The organism is Pseudonocardia adelaidensis (assembly GCF_039543345.1).
Taxonomy (GTDB): Bacteria; Actinomycetota; Actinomycetes; order Mycobacteriales; family Pseudonocardiaceae; genus Pseudonocardia; species Pseudonocardia adelaidensis.
Window position 1 is genome coordinate 37,508 of record NZ_BAABJO010000028.1, and the last position, 20,907, is coordinate 58,414.

15 protein-coding genes are annotated in these 20,907 nt (G+C 71.5%); 8 read left to right on the forward strand and 7 right to left on the reverse strand.

Annotation, left to right across the window (positions count from 1 at the left end; translation table 11 throughout):
- Positions 1-2: 2 nt before the first annotated feature.
- Genes ABEA81_RS30210 through ABEA81_RS30225 form a run of 4 tightly spaced genes read right to left on the reverse strand, consistent with a single transcriptional unit; the run spans position 3 to position 8,189 of the window.
- Positions 3-1,241 carry a TIGR02679 family protein gene (locus ABEA81_RS30210; RefSeq protein ID WP_345609765.1) on the reverse strand — a complete coding sequence of 413 codons (1,239 nt, stop codon included), beginning with the start codon at positions 1,239-1,241 and terminating at the stop codon, positions 3-5.
- Positions 1,238-5,464, reverse strand: a complete 4,227-nt coding sequence (locus tag ABEA81_RS30215) for a TIGR02680 family protein (protein WP_345609680.1) — start codon at positions 5,462-5,464, stop codon at positions 1,238-1,240. The genes ABEA81_RS30210 and ABEA81_RS30215 overlap by 4 nt, the downstream gene beginning before the upstream one ends.
- On the reverse strand, positions 5,461-6,654 hold the full coding sequence (locus tag ABEA81_RS30220) for a TIGR02678 family protein (protein WP_345609682.1): 1,194 nt from the start codon (positions 6,652-6,654) through the stop codon (positions 5,461-5,463). The genes ABEA81_RS30215 and ABEA81_RS30220 overlap by 4 nt, the downstream gene beginning before the upstream one ends.
- A complete protein-coding gene (locus tag ABEA81_RS30225; protein WP_345609684.1) occupies positions 6,651-8,189 on the reverse strand; it encodes a TIGR02677 family protein in 1,539 nt (512 codons plus the stop codon). Before ABEA81_RS30225 ends, ABEA81_RS30220 begins: the two co-directional genes overlap by 4 nt.
- Positions 8,190-8,962: 773 nt before the next feature.
- Between ABEA81_RS30225 and ABEA81_RS30230 the strand changes: the two genes are divergently transcribed.
- The 7 genes from ABEA81_RS30230 to ABEA81_RS30260 all read left to right on the forward strand — a co-directional run bounded on the left by ABEA81_RS30230 (position 8,963) and on the right by ABEA81_RS30260 (position 16,863).
- Complete coding sequence (locus tag ABEA81_RS30230) at positions 8,963-9,448, forward strand: hypothetical protein (protein WP_345609686.1); 486 nt, start codon at positions 8,963-8,965, stop codon at positions 9,446-9,448.
- A 251-nt stretch (positions 9,449-9,699) separates the two neighbouring features.
- A complete protein-coding gene (locus ABEA81_RS30235) occupies positions 9,700-10,731 on the forward strand; it encodes a hypothetical protein (RefSeq protein ID WP_345609688.1) in 1,032 nt (343 codons plus the stop codon).
- Between the two features lie 122 nt (positions 10,732-10,853).
- Positions 10,854-11,189, forward strand: coding sequence for a hypothetical protein (locus tag ABEA81_RS30240; protein ID WP_345609690.1), 336 nt, complete (start codon positions 10,854-10,856; stop codon positions 11,187-11,189).
- A 331-nt stretch (positions 11,190-11,520) separates the two neighbouring features.
- A complete protein-coding gene (locus tag ABEA81_RS30245) occupies positions 11,521-12,030 on the forward strand; it encodes a DUF4365 domain-containing protein (protein ID WP_345609692.1) in 510 nt (169 codons plus the stop codon).
- Positions 12,027-13,043: a hypothetical protein gene (locus ABEA81_RS30250; RefSeq protein WP_345609694.1), complete on the forward strand. Its 1,017-nt coding sequence runs from the start codon at positions 12,027-12,029 to the stop codon at positions 13,041-13,043. Before ABEA81_RS30245 ends, ABEA81_RS30250 begins: the two co-directional genes overlap by 4 nt.
- Before the next feature lie 14 nt (positions 13,044-13,057).
- Entirely contained in the window at positions 13,058-13,666 is a 609-nt protein-coding gene (locus ABEA81_RS30255) for a hypothetical protein (protein WP_345609696.1), read from the forward strand.
- A complete protein-coding gene (locus ABEA81_RS30260; RefSeq protein WP_345609699.1) occupies positions 13,663-16,863 on the forward strand; it encodes an ATP-binding protein in 3,201 nt (1,066 codons plus the stop codon). Before ABEA81_RS30255 ends, ABEA81_RS30260 begins: the two co-directional genes overlap by 4 nt.
- Here ABEA81_RS30260 and ABEA81_RS30265 read toward each other — a convergent pair.
- The gene (locus ABEA81_RS30265; protein ID WP_345609701.1) at positions 16,835-17,215 is read right to left on the reverse strand and encodes a hypothetical protein; all 381 of its coding nucleotides are present in this window, start codon (positions 17,213-17,215) and stop codon (positions 16,835-16,837) included. The genes ABEA81_RS30260 and ABEA81_RS30265 overlap by 29 nt on opposite strands.
- Before the next feature lie 52 nt (positions 17,216-17,267).
- On the opposite strand from ABEA81_RS30265, the gene ABEA81_RS30270 reads away from it, so the two are divergent.
- Complete coding sequence (locus ABEA81_RS30270; protein WP_345609703.1) at positions 17,268-18,035, forward strand: hypothetical protein; 768 nt, start codon at positions 17,268-17,270, stop codon at positions 18,033-18,035.
- A 383-nt stretch (positions 18,036-18,418) separates the two neighbouring features.
- Here the strand turns inward: ABEA81_RS30270 and ABEA81_RS30275 are convergent, their stop codons facing one another.
- Entirely contained in the window at positions 18,419-18,751 is a 333-nt protein-coding gene (locus ABEA81_RS30275; RefSeq protein ID WP_345609705.1) for a nucleotide pyrophosphohydrolase, read from the reverse strand.
- Positions 18,752-18,765: 14 nt separating this feature from the next.
- Complete coding sequence (locus ABEA81_RS30280; RefSeq protein ID WP_345609707.1) at positions 18,766-20,658, reverse strand: DUF2075 domain-containing protein; 1,893 nt, start codon at positions 20,656-20,658, stop codon at positions 18,766-18,768.
- Between the last annotated feature and the right edge of the window lie 249 nt (positions 20,659-20,907).

Sequence of the window (20,907 nt, forward strand, 5' to 3'; positions counted from 1 at the left end):
GGTCAGCCTGCGTGCAGATCGGCGAGGAGCCCGTCGAGCACGTGTTCCTCCTCCACGGCCTGGCCGGTGACGCGCATGGCCTCGGTGAGTTCGGGGTCCCAGGCGCAGGCCACGGGTTCGCCCGTGAGCGGGCGACCGGCGCCGTGGAGGGCAGATCGCCGGTAGGCGGCAGCGTCGAAACGCCACGGCGCGGCCTGGAGCCGCCCGAGCACGACGTTGCCGATGCGCATCCCGCCCCAGTCGAAGTCCCCGTGGTACCGCAGTGCTGCCCCGTCCTCCGCGAGGCTGCGGAGCAGCGTGATCGCCGCGACCCCCGGCTGCCCACCGATGCACACCAGCGCGCCGGCCTCGGCGCCGAGGCGGTCGGCGGCCTCTGCGACGACCACCGGGTTCTCGCAGACCGAGACCGTGCAACCGGCCCGCAGCCTCGGTGGTTGCCTGAGCTGCCGGAGCGTGATCACGCCCGGCTCCCCGGCCTCGTGCAGCACGGCGAGCATCCGCCCGGTCGGGGTGTCGCGTGCGGTGGGGAGGTTCAGTACCAGGACCGTGCTGGACAGCTCGTCACGGAGCAGCCCGACGGACGCCCAGACGTCGCGACGCCACCCGGCCCCTTGACCGTCGCCGACGCCGCCGAGCACCCGCGCGGCGCCGAACACGAGTCCGGTGAGCGACCTGTCAGTGTCGAGCGCGTGTGCGGACCCCAGGATCCGTTCGGCGAACCGCCCCACGGGTTCCGGCTCGGTCGGCAGGGCGGCCAGCACGGTTGTCAGCTGGGTGAGCAGCTCGCCTGCGACGAGTGGGTCACGTGCGATGCGGCGCACCGTGCCGGTGCCCCGCAGACCCGCGGCCCACGCGTGCAGCTCGGGCCGCTCGGCGACAGCGCTGTCCAGGACGGCGAATGCGGCCGCCCACGCCGCCTCTTCTTCCGAAGCGGCGGCCGCTCGGTCCCGCACCGGGCCGGTGAGTGCGACGACACCAGCCGCCAGCCCCTCGGGATGGGCCCCCGAGCGCCGCAGCAGCGCGTCGACGTCCTCGAGGCGGACGCTCACGGTGGCGCCGTCCCGTGGGCGGCGCCCCAGCAACCGTGCCACGGCGTCACGCTGCGCCGGGGTGGCCCGTGACAGCGTCACCGTGCCCGTGAGCGGTGCGCCACGCTCCAAGCGGCGACGGACGCGCTCACACAGCCAGCCGAGCTCGTCGCCACCGAGCAGCCGGCGGAGCCGGTCGTCGGACGGGGTCAGAACAGCGCCTCCTCCTCGGCGGGTACCGGGGCACCGGCCGGCACGGCGACCGGTCGCGGTGCGGCCCTGCGCAGCTCGCCGTCCCACTGCCAGTTGGTGACGAGCACGGCTGCCACGCCGTCGGTGCGGGCGAGCTGGGCGATCGCGAGCCCCGGCACCTCGGGATAGCAGCCCCACTCCCGTTCGCTCGTCATGACGACGTCCAGGTCGAAGGCGGCGAGCAGGCCGAGGTACTTCGCGCGGGCGTTGTCGTCGACGCCGGCGAACGCCTCGTCGAGCGTGACGAGGCGCGGTGCGTGCGGGTTGCCGGCCGACGCATAGTGCGCGGACGCCGCCGCGAACAGCGGCACGCTCGCCGCGAGCACCCGTTCGCCGCCCGAAGCGGGCCCGGTGGCGGGGCGCCACTGGCCGTTCTGGTGGCGCTCGATGACGAACCGGTGCCAGCCGCGGTAGTCCAGTGCCGTGGTCAGGTGTTCCAGCCAGGTGCCTGCCTCGTCCCGAGCCCGGACCGCGGCGATGCGCTCCTGCAGGAAGCTGCCCACCGCGGCACGGTCGTCGGCCGACCAGGCATCGGCGCTCTGGCGCAGCAACCGGCGGCGCGCCTCGGCGAGCCCGGCCGGGCCGTCGTCGCGCGGTCGCCACTCGAGCCTTAGCCGCATACCGGTGCTGGTGGGCCGGTCGGTCAGCTCTGCGTTCATGCGTTGCACCTGCCGCTCGGCCTCGGCGATCAGCTCCTGCAGCGTGCTCGCGACCTCGTTGACCAGGTGGTTCTCCAGGATCTCCCGCTCGCGCTCGTCGAGCAGCCGTTGCCGGTCGGCCACCTCGACGGCGAGCGCGTCGGCGAGCTGCGGAACGGTGGCGGGACGTCCCCGGAACACCACCTCGACGACGATCCCGTCCTCCAACAGCTGCGCCGAGGCCGTGTTGCCCTGCCGGGCGAGGGTGTCGGTGAGCGTCTTGAGCTCGTCGGTGACGCGGCGCTGCACGCGGTCCCACGCCGGGTCGTCGGCGGCGACATCGGTCAGCTCCTGGTCGATCTGGCGGGCGAGCCGGACGGTCGGGTCCGGTGCCCAGGTCTCGGCGGGGTCGGGCACGGCGAGGTCGGGGAGGGCGACGGCGAGCAGCCCGGTGGCGGCGAACCGGCGCATCGCCTCGGCGGCCTCGGCCCGCTCGCGCGCGGCGTCCTCCAGCGCGCCGATGGCGGCGTCTCGGCTGCCCTCGGCCTTGCCCCGATCGTTCACGGCCCGCAGGTGCGCCTCGGTGGTGACGGCGCGGACGCCCCCGTTCGCGGTGATCTCCTCGGCGACGAGCGCGAGCTTGGCCTCGAGCTCCTTGACGGTGTCGCCGAGGGTCTCCTGGAGCGTGGCGTGCTCCTCCGCGGCCCGGCGGGCGTCGCGTTCCGCGGCTGCGGCGCGGGTGACCGCCTCGGCGTGCGCGGCCTCGCCCGCCTCCAGGTCGGACGTGTCCTCCGCCTCGCTGCGGCGCGCCGTGGCGAGCGCGGTGACGGCGGGCCACAGCCCGGCGAGCGCGACCTGGTAGCGCGTGAGCCCGGCGCTGACCCCGTCGAGGCCGGAGCGGTCGGCCGGGAGCCCGACGTCCGCGGCGCCGGTGGCCAGCGCCTCCGCGGCGGCATCGGCGTCGGCCGTCGCCTCGGCCAGCCGGGCGTCGGCCGCGGACCGCTCCCGGGCCAGCTCCGCGTGCTGCGCCGCGAGCGCAGCGACGGTGGCGTGCGCCTCGCGCAGGTCGGCGTCGGCGGGCAGCCCGTCGATCTCGGCTGTCAGGGTCCCCCGGCGCTCCCCGAGCAGGCGCTGCTCCTCGGCGATGCCGGCCTGTTCGCCGGCGACCTGCCCGGCCTCGCGCTGCAGCATGGCGAGGCGGGCCCGGCGAGCGGCCTCGCGCGCACCGCGGCCGATGTACTCCGCGGCCGGCTTGTTCCATGCGCCGGTGAGCACGCCGATCCGGAACCGGCCCGCCGCGTCGACCCAGGTGCCGTCGGCGCCCTCTCCGAGGCCGATCGTGGCGAGCACCCCGGCGACCGCGGCTTCCGAGACGGTGGCGGCATGGGCGTCGTCCGGATTGATGGCGGGCCGCAGGACCGCGGTCAGGGCGGCGTCCGGCCGCGCCTCGTCCGAAGGGTCGAGGATGACGTCGCCGCTGACCTCATGCAGCGCGCCGTCCGGGTGGAGCCAGGCGTCGAGGATCCCGGACGCCTCCAGCGCGGCCTCCAACCCGGCACGCTCGGCGTCGGGCACGCCGTCGACGAAGTCGACCAGCTGCCACAGCGGTGCCCCCGCCTGTGCGGCGCGGGCCTGCGGATCGCGGGTGTGCGGGGCGGGCGGTGCGCCGTGTTCGCCGGCCTCCAGCCGGGCGATCTCGGTGGCGAGCTCGGCCGCGCGGCCGGCGGCATCGGCAGTGCGGCGGTCGAGTTCGGCACCGATCCGGGCGAGCGCCGCAACGGCAGTCCGGCCCGCGGTGTCGATCGCGAGGCGGCCCGGGTTCGGGCCATCCAGTGTGGTGACCCACAGCTCCAGCGCGGTGACGACGGCGTCGGCGTCGGGGACGACCAGCTCGGTCGCCGCGTCGAGGTGGGCCCGCACCGCCGCGACGAGCTCGGCGCCGCGCTCCCCGACGGCCGCGTCGGAGGCGGCGCGTCGCTCGGCCAGGGCGGAGAGCGCGGAGGCCAGCCGCTCCACCTCGGTGCGGGCGGTGACGAGCGCCTGCGTGGCCTTCGACTCCGCGGCGACCAGGCCCTCGACGTGGCGGATCGACCGTTCCTGACGGTCGATCAGCTCACCGGCGGTGCGGCGCAGGATGCGCAGCCGGTCGTCGACCTCCGGGTCGGCGTTACGCGGGTGGTTGCCGCCGCCGGTGACCCCGGCCGATCCGGGGTCACCGGCGTTCGCCGCGGGATGCGGGCCTGTGTCCGTCTCCGAACCGGACGGGTGGCGAGGCTGCTCGGTCAGCCGGTGATCGATCCGGGCGGCGTGCTCCGCGGCGAGCCGGGCGTCGCCTGCCGCGGCGATGGCGCCCTCCCGGACGGTGCCGAGCGCGTCGGCGGCGGCGTGGGCGCGGGCGACAGCGGCATCTCGCCGTTCTTGCCGGCTCACCACGGTAGCGGCCGCGCTCTGCTCCTGCCGGGCGGCGGCGTCGGCGTCGGCGCTCCGCCGCCTGGCCTCGTCCGCGAGCCGCGCTAGATCTTGAGCACTCTTCATCTCCGGGCTGGTGCGCAGCGACCGGTCGCGGGCCTGGAGCCGCTCCGCCTCCTCTGCCAGGTCGTCGAGCCGATCCTGCGCCGCGGTGGCGGCATCGTCGGCCTGCCGGTACGCCTCCTCAGCTGCGGTGAGCGTGTCGCGGGCGGTGCGGTAGCGGTGCTCGGCCTGGCGCGGCCGCTCGGCGCGCCGCCGCGCGGCGACGGAGGCGTAGCGCCGGTAGTGGCCGAGGAACGCCTGTGCCGACCCGTGTGCCTCGACCATCGAGGCGAGCTCGTCGCGGTCCTCCTCCAGACTGCGAAACGCCTCGGCGACGTCGGCGACGACGGCCTGGTCGAGGGGCGGGAGCGCCTCGGTGAGCGCGTCCGACAGCTTCTGCTCACTCGGCCGCTTCGACAGCTGCGGCTGCCGCAGCTGCACCAGCAGATCGACCAGCGCGCCGTACCGCTGCTCGCCGAGCCCGAACATGGCCTCGTCGATGGCGCGCCGGTAGTCCTGGCGCCGGTCGTACACCTGCCCGTGGCCGGCAAGCGCATCGCCGAGCCGCTCCCGCGTGAGCGCGGTGCGGGTGGCGTCGACGAGCCGGAGCTCCGCGCCGACCCGCTGGTCGGTGACGAAGAACCAGTGCCTGGCGATCCCGCGCCCGGCCACCGCCTTGAGCCCGCAGCCGATCGTGCGGAACTCGGCCGCGCCGTCGCCGGTGCGGCGGCCGAACTCCAGCCACGTATAGCCGAGCCGCTCCGGGTGCGGGTGCTCCCCGCCGAGCAGCAGGTTCCACTCCATCCGCTTCTTCGGGTCGGCGTCGGGCTCGACCCGGTGCGGCGACAGGTCGCCGTCGAGCAGGAACGGCAGCAGCAGGGCGAGCACCTTCGACTTCCCGGTGCCGTTGTTGCCGCGCAGCAGCAACCGTCCGTCGTGGAACCAGAACTCCTCGACGTCGTAGTAGAAGAGATCGACGAGCCCGGCCCGCAGCGGCTGCCAGCGTTCGCGCTGGGGTTCCGGGAGCGTGATCATCCGCGGCTCTCCTGGATCTGTGCCTCGCCGACGGCGTAACGCGCCAGCGCGGGCAACGCGTGTACCTCGTTGCCTGCCCGCCGGACCAGGCGCAGCGCTTCGAGGCGGCCCAGTGCCTTCTCGGTGAGCTCGATCTCCGCGCCGGGCGCGGTGGCGTCCCTGCGCCAGTACGTGGCGTGCGCCGCGGCCTGGGCGCGGACGTGGGCGTGCAACGCGGTGAGCGGCAGCGGACCGTCGGAACCCGCGAGGTGCTCGGCGAGCAGCAGCGTGGCGTGGCCCTCGGTGCCGGTCTCGGGCATCCGGACGTCGGTGAGGTCGTCCTGCGGGTCGACCATCGCGATGCCCTCCGCCCGCACCTCGGGGACCAGCCCGGTGAGCTCGCTGATCCGGCTGGTGATCGCCGACCGTTGGCTGGTGAGGTACGCGAGTTCGGCCTCGTCGAGGTCGGCGTAGTAGAGCACCGGCTCGTCGAGCAGCTTGCGGGTGAGGCGGTGGCGGATCTGCTGGTTGCGCAGATCATCGGTGGTGGCGGGCAGCTCCTCGGTGAGTGCGGCGAGCCGCTCGTCGTGGCCCGCCGCACTGATCGTGGACGGGCCGCGCGGGCTCGCGAGCAGCGCGGCGAGCACGCGCCGCTCCACGTCGTAGAGCGCGTCGCCCTCGTCCCGGACGAAGGAGTCCTCGTCGCCGGCCACCCGGGAGAGCACGCCGAGGTCGAGCAGCAGGCGGACCACCGACACCAGGTCCGTGCGCTCCTCGCGGCGCTCCAGCGCGAATGTGACCCCGGCAGCCGCGAGGTCCGGATCGGCGGCCGCCAGCACGATCTGCTCGGCCAGCCGCCCGAGGGTGATCTGCGCGTCGGCGCGTTCGAGCACGGCGAGCGCGAGGCAGGTGAGGACGTAGCGGCGGCGCGAGAAGGGGACGCGGCTGCGCGGGTCGCGGGCGGGATGGGTGGCGTCGCCGGTGTCGGGCACGGTCTTGACCAGCCGCGCCACCTCGCTGTCGACGTGCAGCCGCCAGCCGGTGTTGCGGTCGAACCAGGTGCGCAGCTCGCTCGCGTGGCGGCGGACGAGCACGACCAGCTCGGACTCCGCTCCGTGGGCACGCAGCACCGGACGGCGGAGCAAGGCCCGGGCTGCCTTCGTCAGCTCGGACCGCCGACCGACGGTGACGGCGTCGAGTGCGCTGCTCATGCCGAGAGCTCCGCACGCTCGGCCGTGAGGTCGAGGATGTGGACCAGGTGGTCGGGGCCGCGGAACACCCCGTGCGGGGTGCGGATTGCGGCCTCCTGGGCGTGGTCGAGGACGGTGAGCTGTACGGCCATCGACCCGTCGGAGGTGGTGGTGGCGATCTCCCGCCGTCCGGGTGTGAGCGCGGTGAGGGCGTCGCCGAGCAGACCGAGGAACAGCCGGAACGGTTCCGCGTCGAGCGTGGCGATGTCGGAGAGCCGGATCGGCCGGTCGGTGACCAGCGCCGCCCGCGCCTCGGCCAGCGCCGAGGCCTCCTTCGCGGCCAGTTCGGCGAGGTGCCTGCGCTGCTCCGACCGGTCGGTGACGCGTGAGGGCCTGCCGCGCCGTTCGTAGCTGCCGGTGCGCCGCAGCCGCGGGCTGATCTGCAGTGGCGGGGCCTGCGCCCACGGGGTGCTCGCCGGCACGGGCTCGTCGGAGCGGGCGGCGAGCGTGTCGGCGTCGATCGTGAGGTGGCGGGCCGGGGAGAGGCCGAACGCGCTGCGCCACAGCCGGTGCATGGCCGCCTCGTCGGGCGCCTGGGCGAACCAGAGGGCGAGCGTGCGGAAGTCGGCCGAGCGGTCCGACCGCCCCGTGCGGCGTTCGTTGAGCGCGGCCACGACGTGCAGCAGCTGCGGGATGGCCGCCCGCGCCTGCGAGCGCAGCAGCTTCGCCTGGCTCGGGTGGTGGGGTGAGCTGACGAACCAGGCGCGGAACCCCTCCCACCGCTCCCGCCACAGCGCGGCGCGCCGGACGAACTCGGCCTCGCGCGGATCGTCGCCGTCGGGGCCCGCCCCGGGAGCCGCGTCGGACGCCTCGCGGCGGGCCGCCATGTCGAGCAGCGCCTCCACCCCGGCCTCCTCGACCCGCGCGACCAGTCCGGCGATCTCCGCTCCGGTGGCGGCCAGGTCGGTGATGAAGCGCTGCAGGTAGTCGATCAGCCGGTCCTTGTAGGCGCGGAACGCGTCGGCGTCGGCGTCGTGCAGGTCGATCGAGCGCTGCAGCGATCCCATGAACGCCTGCGCGTTGTCTGCCAGGTCGGTGAAGCGGTCGACGAGTGCCCGCAGCGACAGGTTCACCTTCGCCGGGTCCGGATCCGCTGCCGTGGCCAGCTCCAGCAGCGCGTGCAGCTGGGTGGCGATGTCGGTGAGCGCCACCGCCTGCAGGGCGCCGCGTCGGCCCAACGCCTCGTCGTAGACGGCCAGCGCCTCCTCAGCCGCCTCGCCCTCGCTGGTCAGCTGGTAGAGGAAGCGGGCGCGGTGGAAGTCCTCGACGGTCGTGACGCGGCTGGTGTCGGGATCCGACCGCAGGTTGCCCCAGCCCTCCAGCGCGGCCAGCGCCTCGGCCACCGCCGCGAGTTCCGGCGTGCCGCCGAGTGCCGCGTGCACGTCCTCGGGGCGCAGGTGCACGGTGAAGCGGCGCTTGGCGGCGACGAACGCGAGCATCACCCGGCGGTAGAGCTCGGACTTGCCCACCGTCAGGTAGGTGAATGCGCTGTGCACCGCGGAGCCCCCTCCTCACCCGTCGGCGCCGAGGCTAGAGGGGAGGTCCGACAGGATTCGGAACGGCTCGCCGTCGGCGGTATGAGCTGATCACTGGCGCAGCAGTGCACGAGGTGGTGACCGCTATCGTGCGCCCGTGCCGGGAGCGTGCGAGGCGTGAGCGAGTACCAGTACTACGAGTTCGTGGCCATCGACCGGCCGTTGGACGAACGTCAGCTCGGCGAGGTCCGTGCCCTGTCGACCCGGGCCGACATCACGCCGACGAGCTTCGTGAACACCTACGAGTGGGGCGATTTCCGAGGCGACCCGCGGGTGGTGATGGAGCGCTACTACGACGCGTTCCTGTACCTGGCGAACTGGGGCACGCGGTGGCTGTCGTTCCGGGTACCGGCACGACAGGTCGACCTCGCGACGGCGCAGCGCTACTGCGTGGGCGATGCGGCCGGCGCTCGGGTCAGCGGGGAGCACGTGATAGACCTGGTCTCCGAGGACGAGGAGTCCGACGACTTCGACCGGGGTGGCGAGGGCCGGCTCTCGAGCATCGTGCCAGTCCGCGCGGACCTGGTCGTCGGCGACCTGCGGGTGCTCTACCTCGCCTGGCTGCTCTGCGTTCAGGACCACCAGGGCCCGGACGAGGAGGTGGAGCCGCCCGTGCTGGCGGGGCTCGGAAAGCTGACTGCGTCGCTGAAGGCGGTCGCCGAGTTCCTACGCATCGATCCTGACCTGCTGGCAGCGGCCCAGCACGCGCCACCCCGGCGGCGCCGACAGGGGACATGGCCGCGTGGGTGGCGAGCCTGCCGGCTGCCGAGAAGGACACCGCACTGCTCGCGTTGCTGCGCGGTGACGACCCGCATCTGCGGGCCGGGTTGTTGCGCCGGTTCCGCGGCGCGACCCCGGTGCAGCCGGGGAACCGCACCGCGGGACAGCTGCAGGCCGCCGCCGAGGTTCGGTGGAAGGACCGGGTTCGCGCCGAGGAGGAGCGGAAGCGACGGGCCGGCGAGGAGCGCGAGCGCGAGCGGGCCGCCGAGCGTACCCGCCATCTGGCGGCGCTCCCCGCCGACGGTGAGTGGGCGTGGACGCGGGTCGATGCGTTGATCGACACGAAGGAGCCTGCCGAGTACGACCGCGCTGTCGACCTACTGGAGGATCTTCGGGAGCTGGTCGAGCCGGGGGAGTTCGCGCGTCGGGTTGCGGAGCTGCGGGTTCGGCACGGGCGGAAGCCGAGCTTGATGGACCGGTTCGATCGGGCTGGGTTGTAGACCTTGGCTCGATAGCAGTGCTGTCGGGGACGCCCGCAGCACCAGATCGCGGTCCGGTTCGATGAGTGGACTGCTCGCCGGGCCGAGGACGAACCCGGCCGGCAACGAGCTCATTCAGATTCTGCTCCCGGTGGTGGACCGGGATCCGTTCGTCTCTCTGCAAGGGCCGCGGGGCCAGACATGGTTTGCAGTTGCAACCGAGTTCGGCCGTTCCTCCACCACGTGGGCCTCGGTCGGCCGATCCTGCGCGCATGACGACCTACGCGTACGACACCACCAGCAACCAGCTCGTCGCCGTGTGGGACACGGGCATCGGGGCCACCTTCGCCTCGGTCGCTCGCTTGAACGCCGCCACCGAGCAGAGCGTCGGCCTGCTCCTCGCCGACGCGCTGACTCGACTCTCGACCGCGATCTGGATGACGTACAGCGCTCCGGAGCTGCTCGATCTCCCAGCGGCTGTCGCCCGGCGGGCACTACGTCGGCCGAACGTGCCGCAGGCCGGCCGGGTCAGGGTGGAGGAGCATCCGGTGGTGGAGAGCGCCCACTGCGTCGGCCGAGGCCTGGAGGAGCTGGGCAGCGCCGGCGTGCGGCGGGCCGTCATCGCCGACGTCGATCGAGAGCTGGCTGCGGCGAGCAGCGCCGATCGCGGTGACCTGACCGGCCGGGCCCGGCAAGCGGTGATGCTCACCCGCGTGACACCGTCGCCGTCGCAGATCGCGCAGGCCGATCGCCTCTTCCACGAGGCCCCGGCAGGGGGACCGCGGCTCTACACCGAGGTCGAGCCCTCCGCCGCGGGTGTGGCGGCGATCCACTGGTTCTTCGCCGCGGTGGACGTCGTGGCGCGCCTCGGCGGCACGAGCGTCGAGGAGGCGCTCCACCGGGCGCACGAGGAGCACTACTTCGATCCGGCGGTGCCACGGGCCGTGCTGCGGATCTCCTCTGCCGATCCCGACCGCACCCCGCTCCTCATCGGCCGAACCCTCCTGCAGGCGGCGGTCCTCCAGGGGCGGGGAATGATCCTGAGCCCGTGCGACCTCGAACCCGGGGAGCCCTACTTCACCGTGCTCGACCCGGTGCGGCCGGCCCGCTGCCTGCTCGACGGACTCGTCCGCGGGATCCAGGCGCTCGGGGCGCTGCACGCGACGTACCTCGACCCGGAGCTCGATCCCGATTGTGACCGAACGGAGCCGGGTGCGCTGGCGGACCGGCACTTCGACGCGGCCGTCCGGGGAGAGGCCGCGACGCGGGCGCCGGAGCGGATGGCAGATCTGGTCGCGCCCTGACAGACCGGACCGCGTTGCCGCCCGGGTTGCGGATAGCGTCTCCGAGCGACTGCGGAGGCAAGGGTCGTGTTGGCTCCGTCGACGGCGGTCCGTCCGGAGGAAGGAGGGGTCCGATCTCGACCGTGAAGAGCCCGGTCCTGATCGAGCTCGTCCGGCGGCTCGGTGACGCGGTGCACGACCTCGATGGCATCGACGATGTCGACCTCTACGAAGAGATCGTTTTCGCCGCGGGCCACCAGCACGCGGCGCCGGACTTCCACGAACGCTGGGTGTCCGACCTCGACGATGCCGAGGCGCTCGTGCGGAATCGGCTTGACAATGGCTGGTTCGCGGGGCACTTGGTACCCACACCGCAAGCATGGTTCTCGTCCTCCCCTGAGGCGACCAACCACCTGTCGATCGGGGAGAAGCCGCAAGGGGCGCTCTGGACCGCGTCGTTTCTCCCCGACGGGGCGTAGCGCGTGGGTACTCGGCGAGGCCGGCGCGTACCCCGAGTCGTCGCGCAGGCTCTTCGCGCTTCGAGCGGTACCACCTCCGCGAGGCTCGACACCACGGAGCGTGACCTTCCCGGGCCACTCGGATGGCGACGCTAGACCGTTCGCGTGTCGGAGCCGTCGACGTGTAACGCTCGAGGTCCGGTAAACGGTATCCAGCTCGCTGCCGGCCGTCCCGTCTCGATCGGGGCGGCTCGCGGCATGAGCGACGGGCGGGCTGCCGGGGGGACCAAGGTGATCACGTCGACCACGTCCACGAGTACGTCGTCTGCCGAGTGGGTGCGAACGTCCTGACGTGCGCACCAGCATGAGCGGGATTTCTTGGCGCGCTCAGCAGGGCCAGTTCGGAGAGGACTACATCCGCGTGCTGGCCACCGCGGCCGGGCTCACCGTGTCGAAGTGCGACCTCGACGTCGATGGGATCGACCTGCAGCTCACCCTGCCGGACGACGTGGGGTCGGTGCGCTCCCCGCGCATCGAGGTTCAGGTCAAGACCGTTTCTCGACTCCGGCCGGTCGACGGCCTCTTCCGCTACGACGGCCTCAACGGCTGGCAGTTCAACAAGCTCGCCGGGCCCGGCTTCATGGTGCCGCGCTACTTGTTCCTCGTGACGGTGCCGCGGGAGGCGGCGCGATACGCCGACCTCAATCACCACGGCCTGCTGCTCAGGCACATCGGTTACTGGACCTCGCTGCATGGGCGCGAGACGGTGCCGGAAGGCCGGGCGAGCGTCCGGGTCAAGGTGCCGACGGCCCACGTCCTCACCGTGCCGCGGCTGCGGGATCTCGTCGAGGCGGCCCGATGATCCTCCGTGTCGCCGACATCTCGAGCTATCTGGATGCCACCGGTTGGCACCGCACCCCCGAGACGTGGCGTGGTGCCGCGATCTGGTCAGCCGGCCAGACCGAGGTCCTGGTCCCGCCGTCCGACGACCTGGGGGACGCGGACTTGCGCATCCGCGAGCTGCTCGCCGGGCTCGCCGCGGTCGAGGCGCGGGACGCCGCGGACATCGCCAGGGACATCGGCTCCCCGTTCGCCGACAGAACCACCTTCCGGACGGGTCCGCTCTCCCTGGCTGCGGGAGCCGACGTCGTGTCCGGGCTCCACCGGATGGTCCTCACCGCGGCCCGCATCGTGGTCGAAGGTCCACGGCGTTCATTCGTCGGGCGGCCACCCGCGAAGGTGGCCGGGCTGCTCGGCTCGACGGGTTTCGCCACCGGTCACCTCCCCGGGTTCAGCGTGAAGCTGTCGCTCGACGTCGCATCGGGCATCGGTCGAGACGTCGCTGTCCAGCTCTTCGACGCGACGAGCGCGGTCCAGGAGTCGATCGAACAGCCAGACGACGCGGTGCTCGACGGCGTGGCAGCGGCCGGTGTCTCGGCCGGCTTCTGCGACGCTCTGCGCGGCCTCGGCCAGGACTCCTTCGAGCTCGACTTCCGATGGGCGCACGGCGTGCCCACCGGTCTGCCCACCCGGACCCTGGAATTTCCACCGGAGGCAGGCGAGCGGATTCATCAAGTAGCTCGGCGGCTGCGCGAGCTCGACCTGTCAGGACCCGCGAGCGTCGTCGGCCGGGTCGAGAGCCTGCACGACAGCCAGGACGGCGCGCGATGGCGCGTGCGAATCCGCGGCGAGCTGCACACCGATCGCGGGACCAGCAGATCGCGCGGGGTTTGGGTTCGCTTGCCAGGCAAACGGCTGTACGACCTCGCCATCGAAGCGCATCAAGCCGGGCGCCGTGTTCGCGTCACAGGCTTTCGCAAAGGCTCCACGCGACAAGACCTCGCCGTACCGCCGGACGGCCTGGAAATTCTCTGAACGAAGGACAGCACGTGTCTGAAGAACAGCTCACCTCGCAGGAACGCCTTGCCCTCGTGGGGTTGATGGCGGTGGCGCGCAGGGTCACCAACGCCGAGCTGAAGGCCGAGGCCGGTATCGAGCTGACCGGCGAACGGCGGCGGCGGCTCAACGAGCTGAAGCTGGTGACGAGCGAGAAGCAGGGCCGGTCCTACGTCCACGAGCTCACCGAGCCCGGTTGGGCCCGGTGCGTCGAGGAGTTCGCCGCCCCCCGTCCCCCGCGGGCCGGGGCGTACGGCGGGGTCCTGCACGCCGTCCTGGCCTCTGTGCGCCGCTCGATGGACCGCGGCGGGCCCCAGCCGTCCGAGCTGTTCAAGCCGGACGCCGAGCTGCTGGTCCGGCAGGCGTACGCGAACCTCGCCAGCGGCCCGGCGGCGCCCGTGCGGCTCAGCGCGTTGCGGGAGCGGGTCGACGGGCAGCTGAGCCGCAAGGAACTCGACGCGGAGCTGGTCCGGATGGCCGACCTGCCCGATGTGCACCTGCGGGCCGAGATGAACCAGCAGACCCTGACCGACGCCGATCGCGAGGCCGCAGTGCGCCTTGGCGGTGAGGATCGGCACAACGTGCAGATCGAGGCGCTGTGACCGAGGAGGAACGGCTCGCCCTCAGCCGGGTGCAGCTGAACCTGGCCGTCAGCGATGACGACGTGTGGAGCCCGCTCGAACACCACGTCTCCGAGCTGCACGCGAACGTCGCGCGCGAGGTGCTGGCGCGGTTCGACGTTGCCGAGCGCGGCCGGGAGAAGCCGATCGGCGTCGTCCTCGAAGGCGAGAAGGGTGTCGGCAAGACACACATGCTCCGCTGGGTCCGCCAGGAGGTGCAGGGCCGCGGCGGGTTCTTCTTCCTGGTCAAGTTCCTCGAGGGTGGCGAGTTCTGGCACGGCGTCCTGCACAGCGTCGTCCAGGGCTTCTTCCGCGGGCAGAACGACCAGTTGACCCCCATTCTGCGGAGCCTGTGCGAGCTGGCCGGCATGGACAGCGAACGGCGCCAGCGGTTGTGCGGAACGATCCCGGTGGCCCGGTCCGACCTCGATGCCTTCGTCGACGGCCTGTTCGAGGCCAATCGGCAGGTGGCGATCGAGTGCGAGGACACCGCGCGAGCGCTCGTGCTGTACCGGTCGCGTGGTGCGGCCGGGGATGCGGGGCGGACGTTCTTCGACCTCGACGGCGATCTCGAACCCGATCAGCGCACCGCGTGGGGGCTCCGCCGCGGGGCTCGCCTCCCGCAGGAGATCTTCCGGGACCTCTCCCGGCTCATCGCCCTCGCCGGGCCATCGGTCCTGGCCGTCGACCAGCTCGACTCCCTGATGGTGCAGTCCCGGCCGGCGGATGACGTGCCGATCAGCCTGGTGAACCAGGTTGCGGACGGGCTGATGGAGATGCGCGAGCTGACCCGCAGGACCCTCACCGTCGTGGCCTGCCTGCCGGCCACGTGGCAGCTGATCTCGACCCGCGCCGCCGCCTCCGCCGCAGACCGGTTCAGCCAGGTCCAGATGAAGGGGTCCCTTCCCGGGGCGGAGATCGCCGAGCAGCTGGTCGGCATGCACCTGGCCAGCCGCTACGACGAGATCGGGTTCACCCCGCCGTACCCGACCTGGCCCGTTCTGCCGTCCGCCTTCGGGAGCGCCCGGCACCACACGCCTCGCCGCTTGCTCGCGAAGGTCGGCGACCACGTGCGGATGTGCCTCGAGTCCGGCCAGGTCGTCGAGCTGCCGTCGTTCGACGAGGACGCGGCCCCACCTGTCCCACCGCGACCCGCAGCCGACGGCGAGCTCGCGGCACTCGACGAGACGTTCGAGGAACTGCGCGCAGCGGCGGACGTGACGGCTCCGGTGTCGGCCGGCACGGAGGACGAGGTGATGCCCCGCATCCTCGCCGCCGGGCTCAAGGCATACCTCTTCGAACTCGGCAGCCGCGCCCAGGGCGTCGAGCTGGATCCGCCTCCGGGAGCGAAGCCCGCGTTGCACGCGCGACTGCGGCTGACCCTCGACGAGCGGACCGAGGACCAGGTCCACTGGAGCTTCCGGGCCATCGCGGCGACCCACCCCAACGCGGTCCTGAGCCGCCTCCGCAGCGCGCGCACGGAGGCCGGGCTCGCGGGGGTCGACAAGCGCAAGCTCTGGCTGCTGCGCAACATCCAGATGTCCGCGGGGAAGGTGACGACCCGGACGGTCGCCGACTTCGAGGAAGCAGGCGGGATGTCGTCGACGATCAGCGACGCCGACATCCGCACGTTCAGCGCCCTCGAGGTGATGCTGGACAAGCACGACCCGGCGCTCCTGCCATGGCTGGTCAGCCGCAGGCCCGCGGGCAGCACCGAGCTGTTCCGGAAGGTGTTCGGCGAGGGACCGGACACGTGGCGGTCGACCGGCCCGGCGACTGATCCCCGACCGGCCGACCCGGCGCCCGCGCCGGTGGCGGATGCCCCGGCCGAGCGGGGCGAGGCACCTGAGACCGATGGCCGAGGCGACCCGACCGAACCGATGGTGCCGACCGGCCGCACCACCGCGACGAACACGCAGGTCGCGGTGCCGTTGCGGACCCTGCGCCAGCACTCGGTGGTCTTCGCAGGCTCCGGCTCCGGCAAGACGGTGCTCCTGCGCCGGCTGATCGAGGAGTGCGCGCTGCACGGCGTCTCGTCGATCGTGCTCGACCCGAACAACGACCTGGCCCGCCTCGGCGACCCGTGGCCGACTCCTCCTGCCGGCTGGAACCCGGGCGACGCGGCCCGTTCCGAGGAGTACCTCGCGAACACCGACGTCGTCGTGTGGACGCCGCGCAGGCAGGCCGGCCGCCCGCTGGTGCTGCGTCCGCTGCCCGCGTTCGCCGATGTGCTCGACGACCGCGAGGAGCTCGAGCAGGCGGTCGAAGCGGCGGTCGCCGGGCTCGTGCCGAGGGTGAGGCTGACTGCCGGCAAGCTCGACGTCGGCACCGCGGTCCTCAAGCAGTCGTTGGCGTACTACGCGCAGGACGGCGCCAGCGATCTGGCCGGCTTCGTCGAGCTCCTGCTGGACCTGCCGGACGACGTCAGCGACTTCCGCGGCGCCGCCAAGCTCGCCGCCGACATGGGGGAGCGGCTGAAGGCGGCGATGATCGTCGATCCGCTGTTCGACGGTGAGGGCACGCCGCTGGATCCCGGCGCCCTGCTGACGCCGCCACCAGGCAAGCGAGCCCGCGTCTCGGTGATCAGCTTCATCGGCCTGCCGACCGACGCGCAGCGGCAGACGTTCGTCAACCAGCTCCAGCTCGCGCTGTTCTCCTGGATCAAGAAGAACCCGGCCGGGGACCGTCCGCTCGGTGGCCTGCTGGTGATGGACGAGGCCCAGGACTTCGCCCCGTCCGGCGCGGCGACGGCCTGCACCGAGAGCACGCTCAAGCTCTCGGCCCAGGCCCGCAAGTACGGGCTCGGCCTGATGTTCGCCACCCAGGCCCCTCGCGGGCTGCACAACCGAATCCCCGGCAACGCGGCCACGCAGTTCTTCGGGCGGCTGAACTCGGGTGTCCAGATCAACGCCGCCGCCGAGCTGGCCAGGCGCAAAGGTGGCGAGGTCGACGACATCGCCCGCCTGACCTCGGGGTTGTTCTACGCGGCGAGTGACGGGATGCGGTTCGACAAGGCGCGGATGCCGATGTGCCTGAGCCACCACCCGTCCAGCGCGCTCACAGAGGAGGAGGTGGTCCGGCGGGCGAGGGCGGGTCGGAATAGCGCGGCGATCTCGCAGGAGCCGTGGACGGCCGGTGGCAGCGACCTCGTCAGATCCCTTTGCGGAACCGTTCGGTGATCTCCCGGCCCAGGTTCCGGCTGGTGGGCGGTACCCCCTGACCGTCGCTGAACCGGTCGACCAGCTCCTCGCGGTGCACGTCCACGGCGGCCTCGACCAGGCCGGCGTAGACGTCCGCTGCGGTTCGGTACCGTTGCCGTCCCACGAGCCCGGCGACCACGCCGATGATCGCCGACGGCCACCACACCGCGCCGAGCGCCAGGTAGAGCAGCGCCCAGCCGCCGAGCCGGGCGGCGTCGTCCAGTTGCTGCCGGGCGTCCACCAGCGGGGTGCGGGAGCTCTCGGGCAGCAGCAGCCACAGCCGGGGCCAGAGGAACGTCAGGTCCAGGCCGTACTCCTGGTGGATCCGCACCGCCGGGGCATTTGCAGGAAGTGCGGCCGCTTGCACCACGAGAAGGCCGGCCGTGACAATGGCAGATGGGGCGGCGATGTGGATCCCACTCGGGTTGGCTGCGGTTCCGGGAATTCTTGCGTTTGTTGTTGCGATTCTCAACAACCAGGCGCAAAAGCGCAGCGCTCAGCAGTTGGAGGAGTTGCGGCACAGGCTGGCGGACGAAGGTCGGCAGCGGGCGCTTGTGCAGCGTTACCGGGAGCCGCTGGCCAGGGCTGCCTACGATCTTCAGTCGAGGCTTTGGAATATTCTCCGAGGCAGCTTCCTCGACCCGAGCGATCCGAAGGGCCGCCACTGGCTGTACGCACGTGACAGCACTGTCTGGCTGTTTGCGCAGTATTTCGGCTGGGTCGAGATCGTGCGACGGGAGATCCAATTTGTTCCCGCCGGAGAAGACGATCCGAATCCTAAGCTGGAAGCAGTGATCGGGAAGGTTGCTCATGTCTGCTCGACGGACAGCTTCGGAAGCGGCCTCTTCCAGGTTCTTCGCTCTGAGCAGCGCGCGCTCGGTGAACTCGTTATCGTCGAGGGGCACGACGCGGAAGGGCGCACCCGGACGTCCTGCATGGGGTTTGCCGCCTTTCGCGCGGCACTCGATGATCCGAGCAGTGAGATCAGCAGCTGGTTCTCCTACCTCCAGGAGGACGCCACCAGCGTCGCCCGCACCGGCATCATGTGTGGCCGCTTGCGGCATCTGCAACACGCGCTCATTGATCTTGTTGACATCCTTGATCCACGCGAGGTTAGATTTCCGACCGATCGTAAGAAGGTCCGGGATTGAAGGGGCGTGATCCGTCCGATTCTGGATCTCGCCCGGACTGTGACCGGCCGTCTCTGTATGCCAGCATCGGTCCGTGACCCGAACCGATCGGCTGGCGCATCGCCCTCGATCGGCGCCCGTCCAGTCGGGGACGGGGCCTGAGGTCGTTGCCGCATTCGATCCGGAATGGGTCATCGCTGCCGTCGGCCGAACCCGCACGGTTGTGCGGGTCGCAGTGTTGTGCGTGATGAGTACCTGAAACGCCGGTGTGCCGGCTCGTGGATGAGCCCATTTGCTCGTGTCCTCGTCGATGGAGACTCGCTTGTCTGGCAGCGATTGCTGCGCTCGCATGTGCCGCGGGCGTGACCGAGAGTGCCGGTACGGCGCGTCTGTGCTCGTTCTGGTCAGCTAGACCCGGAGGCAGCTGGCGGGAACCTCTGTTCGTTCCGAACGATCTTGGCATTCGCCGCAGCAACCAGGTCGATAGCGCACACGTCCGCGAATCGGACGAGGTAGATCATCACATCAGCGACCTCATCCGCGACGCGCTCGCGTAACCCGTTGTCCCAGGCCGCGGGATCAGCTTCGACGTCGGAGAGCCACTGCAGTTCCGACACCAGTTCGCCGACCTCGCCGGAGAGCGCCATGAGCAGGTTCTTCGGGGTGTGGTACCGCTGCCAGTCGCGCGAGTCGGCGAAGGTGCGAAGCCGCTCAGCCAGGTCATCGACGTCGGACACCCGAACACGCTACGTCAGCTGCACATACGCTCGAGAAACCGCTGGGTCTCCGGATCGGTGGAGTACACCGCCGTGGCCTTCATCCCGCGCGTGAGCAGCACCTTGTAGGTGTTGCGCACCAGCGCTGGGAACTCCTCCTGCGACGCCCGCTTGACTTGGCCGTCATGTGATCGATCGCGGCGAGCGACCCACTCGTCGCCACGGCGGACGAAGTCGTCGCCGAAGATCACGCCCGACCAGTCGTACTCGAAACCCTGTGCGGTGTAGATGCAGCCGACTTGGCCGAAGCCGCGTGGGTCGCTGGCCCAGAAGTGCGACGCTGGGACGTCCGGCACCGGCTTCTCAGGCTTGGCATTCCACGGTCGACGCCAGGTACCGATGGCGACGTCGTCGACGAGAGCCTTGCCGGTGGCCGTCCGGACGGGATCGCTCCACGGCCAGCAGTAACCCGCCGCGATGCGCGCAGTGTCGCCTCCGCCCGGATTCTGCATAGTGAGCCAGGACTCGAGGGCCTCCGGCGACGGCAGCGCTGCAACGCGGTACGTCTCGTCGGTATCCGCGATGAGCGTCGACCACTGAACCGGTGGCAGGGACGAGAGGCCGAGCAGCCGCAGCACCCACTGGTCATAGAGCTCGGAACCGCCGCAGCGGTACTGACCATGCAGCCGCACGACGCGCACCTGGCACCCGGCAGCTTCCGCAGCAGAGCGAATCTCCGCCTCGGTCCCCATCTCGCCCGGTCGTACGACCTGGTGCTCGTCGAGGAGGAAGACCGGCACGCGGGCGACATCGATCAGCTCCTCGACTTGGCGTTTCGCCGCTGCTCGCTTGTCGGCCCTCGTGAACCGGTTGACGCTGGTCTCGCGAATGCGGTGCGCCTCGTCGCAAATGAGGACATCGAGCGCGTTCTTTCGCTCTCCGATGAAGCTATTGAAATACTTGAACATCTCCTGGGCACGGGTGCTGCGCGACCCGACAACGATCTTGCGCAGGGTGTTCGTGAATGAGCTGGAGCCGGTAGCGTGCAGCACCCTGCGGCTCGATCGGGAGAGCTCGCCCAGGAGGCTCAGGGCAACCACGCTCTTTCCAGAGCCCGGACCGCCGAGGATGATCACCACGGTCTTGGTGTTCTCGTCCCCCGCGAGCTCGACGGCCTGCTCGACGATCTTGAATGCGACCTGCTGCTCGTCCAGGAGAACGAACTGCTGCCGGTGCTTGACCTCATCAGCGACATGGTCGAGTAGCTGCTTGGATGGCTCGGTGCGTGCGCGGAGCAGATCGTCCGCTGCCCGCCGGGCGTCCGATCGAGTATCCGCGTCCGTGCTGAGCAGTCGGACCAGCTCGTCGAGCAGCTCCTGGCGCTCGTCCCGCGTATAGAGCCGGCCGTACTCGTCCAGCTGGTACCGGCGCATTCGCCAGCCCTCGGCGCCGGCGTTGTGCAGGTAAGCGATCCCGTACACCCCGTTGGACCCGTTCGTCAGGGCGGGTGTGAAGTCCACGAGCTGCTGGCAGTAGCGGCGCACCTGCTCGGCTGGGTGGAGTACGGGCTGGCCGTAGTGCGGAACGTAGACGAGGTCGTCGCCAATCGACTCGGCGTTCGTCCATTGCTTCAGCTCGACAAGGACGTACGACGGCTTCTGCGTCTTCGGATGCACGCCGCAGAGCAGCGCGTCGACCCGCTTCGGTGAGTACGGCAGCTTGTGCTCCAGCAGCACCTCGACGTGCCCGAGCCCGGCTTCCTGCAGATCGGTCAGGAACGCTGGGAGGCTCATCTCCCACGACCGCACCTCGCTGCGGCCGGTGGCAGCATTGAAGCGGATCCGAGCCTGCTGCTCGAGCAGCGTGTGTAGCTCCTTCGCCTCCGCCTTGGCCAACAACGACTTGGCACTGTCACGGACCAGAGCCACCCGAGATCCCCCGCCTGCGCACACGTCAACGACGTGCGGGTGGGGGCAGCTACGAACTCACGCTCGGTGCCCGTCGGGCCGCGAGGGATGACTCTAGAGGTGCTCTCAGCGATCGCGCGGCCGGGCACAGTTCGATCGGTGAGCACCCTCATGCGGCCGATTCTTCGTCGGTGGCCGGGCGTGGCGTCGACGGGCGGATGAACGGTCAGGCCATGCGTGACGCACGTTTCTGTGGGTCGCGGAACCAGC

Bases quoted from the DNA above. Each gene is read 5' to 3' on its own strand.
- ABEA81_RS30220 (WP_345609682.1), bottom strand. From the start codon at position 6,654: ATGAGCAGCGCACTCGACGCCGTCACCGTCGGTCGGCGGTCCGAGCTG.
- ABEA81_RS30215 (WP_345609680.1), bottom strand. From the start codon at position 5,464: ATGATCACGCTCCCGGAACCCCAGCGCGAACGCTGGCAGCCGCTGCGG.
- ABEA81_RS30230 (WP_345609686.1), top strand. From the start codon at position 8,963: ATGGCCGCGTGGGTGGCGAGCCTGCCGGCTGCCGAGAAGGACACCGCA.
- ABEA81_RS30235 (WP_345609688.1), top strand. From the start codon at position 9,700: ATGACGACCTACGCGTACGACACCACCAGCAACCAGCTCGTCGCCGTG.
- ABEA81_RS30250 (WP_345609694.1), top strand. From the start codon at position 12,027: ATGATCCTCCGTGTCGCCGACATCTCGAGCTATCTGGATGCCACCGGT.